General features: G+C 43.7%; 2 protein-coding genes. Both read right to left on the bottom strand.

Annotation, left to right across the window (positions count from 1 at the left end; genetic code table 11):
• Positions 1-180: 180 nt before the first annotated feature.
• Entirely contained in the window at positions 181-1,401 is a 1,221-nt protein-coding gene (locus tag OP496_RS17280) for a hypothetical protein (RefSeq protein WP_280565087.1), read from the bottom strand.
• A 9-nt stretch (positions 1,402-1,410) separates the two neighbouring features.
• Positions 1,411-2,049 carry an HAD-IB family hydrolase gene (locus tag OP496_RS17275; RefSeq protein ID WP_280565085.1) on the bottom strand — a complete coding sequence of 213 codons (639 nt, stop codon included), beginning with the start codon at positions 2,047-2,049 and terminating at the stop codon, positions 1,411-1,413.
• Between the last annotated feature and the right edge of the window lie 128 nt (positions 2,050-2,177).

The raw sequence follows: 2,177 nt of genomic DNA, 5'->3' as shown, positions 1-2,177 counted from the left end.
GGCCCACCACCACCTATTCGTCCCATTGCATGAGCGTTGTGACAGGCATGCGCTCGAACCGCCAAGGCATAAAAAAACGCCGGTGCACAAGGGCACCGGCGTCGGGGGCAGACACGGTTGGAGGGTAAGATGTCAGTCAAGATAGTCGAGCACATGAACACTACGAGTGCTGTAGTTATTCTACAACCCAGAAATAATAGACCCCACAAATTTTGCTGCATATACAACCACATCAAAACTTTCTGTAACACACAAAGGACCAGAAACAAGGCCAAATAACACAACAAAGGAAACCAGCCTCACCCTATCTTCGAGAAATGACAGCACACCATCTCGAACGGCCTTATCTCTCAACACAATAAAGCATATTGCCAGTATAATATTTGTTATAGACAATGACCACCACCTAAAATGATCTTGACCCAAGGGATAAAGGGCCAAAGGAGATAATGATACTATAAAAATAATCTTAACCCTTAAACCAATCTGACCACGCATTGACATGTAAAGCTTATACATCATATACACAAAAGGCATCATAAAGAAAACAAGAGCTCCATGATGCACTAAGCGTGGAAAGCTAAGTCCAAGCCTTATTGTTCTATTGACATTTTCTTCAAGAGAAGAGTGATGAATAACAACAAGAGAACTACTCACCACCCTATCACCATAAATACTTCTCAAAGCTTCCAGGTGATCTTCAAACCCAAGCGCACTATACTCCCCATGTGTAGAAACCAAAAACGTCATGAAAAAGATGGTGATAAAAACAATGCTTTGGAAAACGACCCCCTTTCTAGAAGAGTCAATGTAGTTCCAAAAAACAAGAGAAAGAGGCAGTATCATAAAAAGTGCAGCCTCATGCACTAAGACTGACAAAGAAAGCCCTGCAACAACAATAGCAAAAGTTACGTAAACACTCCTTTCAGCCAAAAAATTTATTGACAAAACAATCAATATAAAAATCATGTATATAATCAGATCAAACCTTCCAACATCGAAAGCAAAGTGTTGCAAAGTCGCAGGCGAAGTAGCAGCAAAGACCATGAGCAAAAAGGCACCAAACCTCTCCCCATGACCTATGTAAGATTTAGAAAAAAACAACAAAAACAAAAAGGAAAGCCCCCCGAGGGATACATATGAGAAAAAACTCACAAAGTCATATGAAACATGGCCCACAAGGGTCTTGAGAAAATCCCCGACAATCCCTCTCTTTACAAATCCATCGTCATAATTAAAAAGGTAATGAGTGTAATTCCAATTGCTTAAGTAACTCGTTCCATTTATTAAAAGATAGGGATTCGATCTGATCCAGACAATCATCGCCACCATAGAGCATCCCAGGAAAAAACTTATTTTCCCGGCATCCCTAACACCCCAAGCATTTGTTTTAATACCCATTCTTCCCACCTAAACAGAAGAAACAGAAAAAACTCCCCTTTCGAAAACAAACCCATGATCTACCAACTTAAGCATAGGCAAGTCCCCCTTAGAGTCCCCATACGCATATGTCAATCTTCTACCATTAAAATTAGAAAGAACTATTCGCCTAACCTTCTCTTCCCCATGACAATTCTTTCCCTGAATCCTCCCTGAGACATGGCCCTTCTTGCCAACTTCTAGCGCTGTGCAGATAACCTCCGAAAAATGCTCTCGCTTAGCCCAAGACTTCAGATAAACATTAATCGAGGCACTCACCAGCACGCACTCATGGCCTTGGGCCTGGTGCCATCTGAGACGCTCCATGCCTTCTGGGCGCAGCATGGTGGGGATCACTTCTTCACTGAAACGCTCTCCAAGTGTAAAGAGTTCATCAATGTGGCACCCCCCTAAGTACTGTTTGAGCACGATTTGCTTGGCGATGTCGTTACGTAGTAGCTTCGCATAATAAGCACCGAGTACTGGGCTCAGAAGTGCAAGCTTGGCGTAATAGGTCGGTTTGCCAACGACGAACTTGAGAAACGGCATCAACGTATCACCGGTCGTCAAGGTTCCATCGAAGTCAAAAAACGCGACGGGACGAGCGTCGAACTCAGGGAGCTGATTCATAACGACATCCGTTTGAAGATAGCTTCAGGGATATGCTTGATGATCAGCATGATGCCCCACCAGAACCATGGTAGGTACACCTCGCCCGTGCCCTTCTGCATGGCCTTGATAATGCCCTTGGCGATCGG

The organism is Chromohalobacter sp. 48-RD10 (assembly GCF_029889785.1).
GTDB lineage: Bacteria > Pseudomonadota > Gammaproteobacteria > Pseudomonadales > Halomonadaceae > Chromohalobacter.
Note: the sequence above shows the minus strand (reverse complement) of the source record. Positions and strands in the feature narration are given on the sequence as shown.

Excerpts from the sequence above, each read along its gene's own strand:
- OP496_RS17280 (WP_280565087.1), bottom strand. The coding sequence starts at position 1,401 with ATGGGTATTAAAACAAATGCTTGGGGTGTTAGGGATGCCGGGAAAATA.
- OP496_RS17275 (WP_280565085.1), bottom strand. The coding sequence starts at position 2,049 with ATGAATCAGCTCCCTGAGTTCGACGCTCGTCCCGTCGCGTTTTTTGAC.